This is a genomic window from Streptomyces sp. DvalAA-14 (genome assembly GCF_900091855.1).
Lineage (GTDB): Bacteria > Actinomycetota > Actinomycetes > Streptomycetales > Streptomycetaceae > Actinacidiphila.
The window spans coordinates 1-2,794 of sequence record NZ_FMCH01000194.1; the positions used below are offsets into that span (position 1 = coordinate 1).

The 2,794-nt window shown below is 73.4% G+C and carries 3 protein-coding genes; 2 read left to right on the plus strand and 1 reads right to left on the minus strand.

Features of this window, described 5'->3' with window-relative positions; all coding sequences use genetic code 11:
* Window positions 1-201: hypothetical protein (locus GA0115240_RS36780; RefSeq protein WP_218087420.1), on the minus strand; the 201-nt coding region annotated here is incomplete at its 3' end.
* A 4-nt stretch (window positions 202-205) separates the two neighbouring features.
* On the opposite strand from GA0115240_RS36780, the gene GA0115240_RS09610 reads away from it, so the two are divergent.
* The gene (locus tag GA0115240_RS09610) at window positions 206-1,171 is read left to right on the plus strand and encodes a glycoside hydrolase family 3 N-terminal domain-containing protein (RefSeq protein ID WP_237554753.1); all 966 of its coding nucleotides are present in this window, start codon (window positions 206-208) and stop codon (window positions 1,169-1,171) included.
* A 248-nt stretch (window positions 1,172-1,419) separates the two neighbouring features.
* On the plus strand, window positions 1,420-2,794 hold a 1,375-nt coding region (locus GA0115240_RS09615; protein WP_370673304.1), incomplete at its 3' end, for an EfeM/EfeO family lipoprotein.

Here is a 2,794-nt window from a genome sequence, read left to right on the forward strand (position 1 = left end):
GAGCGCGAGCGGCAGTGCCTCGGCGAGCGCTTCGGCCAGCGCCTCGGCGTCTGCCTCGCGCAGCGCGAGCGGCACGCCTCCCGTGCCGCCGGTGAGCCCGCCCACCTCCGGCCCGGCCGCGAGCTGTGTGGACCGGACGGTCAAGGCGATGTCGCGGGCGCAGCAGGTGGGGCAGCTCTTCATGTCGGCGGTGTCCAGCACGGGCATGACGACCGCTCAGGCAACCGCGATCAACCGGGGCCGGGTCGGCTCGGTCATCCTGTTCGGCCACACGTCCGCGGGAGCCTCGTCGGTCAAGCCGATCACCGACCGGGTGCAGACGCTGGCGCCGGCGGTGAAGGGCGTCCGGCTGCGCATGCTGGTCTCCACCGACCAGGAGGGCGGCCAGGTCCAGGTGCTCAACGGGCCCGGCTTCAGCGTGATCCCGAGCGCGGTCACCCAGGGCGGCTGGTCGGCATCCACGCTGCAGAGCAGTGCGGCGCAGTGGGGGCGGCAGCTGAAGGCGGCCGGGGTCAATATGAATCTCGCGCCGGTCGCCGACACCGTGCCGCCGGACCTGGTCGGTGTCAACGCGCCGATCGGCCAGCTGGACCGCGAGTTCGGCACCAATCCGGCCGCCGTCTCCACGCACAGCGACGCCTTCCTGCGCGGCATGCGGCAGGCCGGGGTGATCCCGACCGCCAAGCACTTCCCGGGCCTCGGCCGGGTGCGCGGCAACACCGACCTGACCGCGGACGTGGTGGACGGCGTCACCAACCGCGACGACCCCTTCCTGCAGCCGTTCCGCAGCGCGATCAAGGCCGGCACGCCGTTCGTGATGGTGTCCTCGGCGATCTACCGCCGGATCGATCCCGACCACCAGGCCGCCTTCTCCTCGGCGGTGATCCGGGGTCTGCTGCGCGATTCACTCGGCTTCCAGGGCGCGGTCATCTCCGACGACCTGGGCAAGGCGGTGGCGGTCAGCGACCACACCCCGGCCCAACGGGCGCTGGACTTCATCTCGGCCGGCGGCAATCTGCTGCTGACCGTCCGGCCGTCGGACATCGTGCCGATGACCGGCGCGGTGATCGGCCGGATGCCGAAGGACGCGGCGCTGCGCGGCGCGGTGAACGACAGTGTGCGGCGGGTGCTCACCGCGAAGCTGAACGCGGGACTGCTGACCTGCGACTGACCGGCCCCCGGCCCGGGGCCCCCCGGGCGCGGCGACCGCGGGCGCGGCGACAGGCGCGGCGACGACGGGCGTCATTTCGGCCCCGTCCAGGGCCGAAAGGGTCAGTTAGGTCACCCTAACAGTGTCGGGCGGGTGAACTGCGGGGGAATTGTGGTTTCCAGCCCTCTGGGCGGCTGGGTGGGGGTGCCGACGCGTGCTTAGCATGAGCGGCACCCACGATCCACCGCACGGAAATCCGGAGGTCCGGTGTGTCCGCCGAACCCGACACCGAGCCCGCCGCTGAGCCCGCCACTCAACCCGCCGCCGAACCCACCGCGGTGCACGACACCGCGCACGGCACCGAGCCGGCCGGCGAGTCCGTCGGCCAACCCGGCACCGTCCCCGCCGCCGAGGCCTCCGACGGGGCGGACCGCGCGCCGGTGACCGGCCCCGCCGCCGGCTCCCCCGCCGAGGCTCCGTCCGCTCCCGCCGCCGAGCCGCTCGGCGCGACCGCGCCGGGCCCGCGGCGCCGGACCCGCATCGTCCAATCGGCGGTCGCGGTCGTGGTGGTCGCCGCCGCGGTAACCGCGACCGTGGTGGCCACCGGCGGCGGCTCCGGCGATACCGCCAAGAACGCCTCGGCGCCGAGCTCCGACGGCCTGGTGCACACCGCGGTCGACGCCTCGCCCGGCGGCTGCGGCCAGGGCTGGGTCTCCCCGCACGCCGGTACGCAGGTCTTCGACCTGCACAACTCGGCGGCCAGCGCGACCGAGGTCTACCTGATCGATCCGCGCTCCGGCCGGATCTTCGGCGAGGTGGAGGGTCTGGCGCCCGGCACCACCCGGCCGATGGCGGTGGACCTCGGCAGCGGCTCGTACGCCTTCAAGTGCGAGCAGGAGGACACCGACGCGGTCACCGGCCCGACCCGGACCGTACCGGGCCGGCAGCCGCAGGGGCCGTCCACGCTGCCGGTCACCCAGCACGACCTCATCCCGCCGACCCTGGACTACCAGAAGTGGGTCGGCCAACGGATAGCCGAACTGGCCACCCGTACCTCGGTGTTGTCGGCGGACATCGGCAGGGGTGACCTGACCGCGGCCCGCCGCGACTGGCTCACCGCGCACCTGGTCTACGAGCGGATGGGCGCGGCGTACGACACCTTCGGCGACGCGGACGGCGCGATCAACGGCACGGTCGCGCTGGACCCGGCCGCCGTCGAGGACCCGGGTTTCACCGGCTTCCACCGGATCGAATACGGCCTGTGGCACGGCGATTCGGCCGCTTCGCTGCGCGGCCCGGCCACCCAGCTGGTCAAGGACGTGCACGCGCTGCAAGCTTCCTGGCCGGCGCAGCGGATGGACCCGGCGGCGATGGGTCTGCGCGCGCACGAGATCATCGAGAACGCCGAGCAGTTCGAGCTCACCGGTCGCACCGACTACGGCAGCGGCACCAATCTGGCCACCGCCCGCGCGAACATCGACGGTACCCGGGAGATCCTGAACGAGCTCAACTCCCTTCTGAAGCCGCGTGACCCGGGCCTCCCGCAGCTCGACGCGGCGCTCGACCGCGCCGCGTCGGACCTGGACGCGCAAGGCCACGCCGGGGTCTGGACCCCGCTGGACAAGCTGCCGCAAAGCCAGCGCG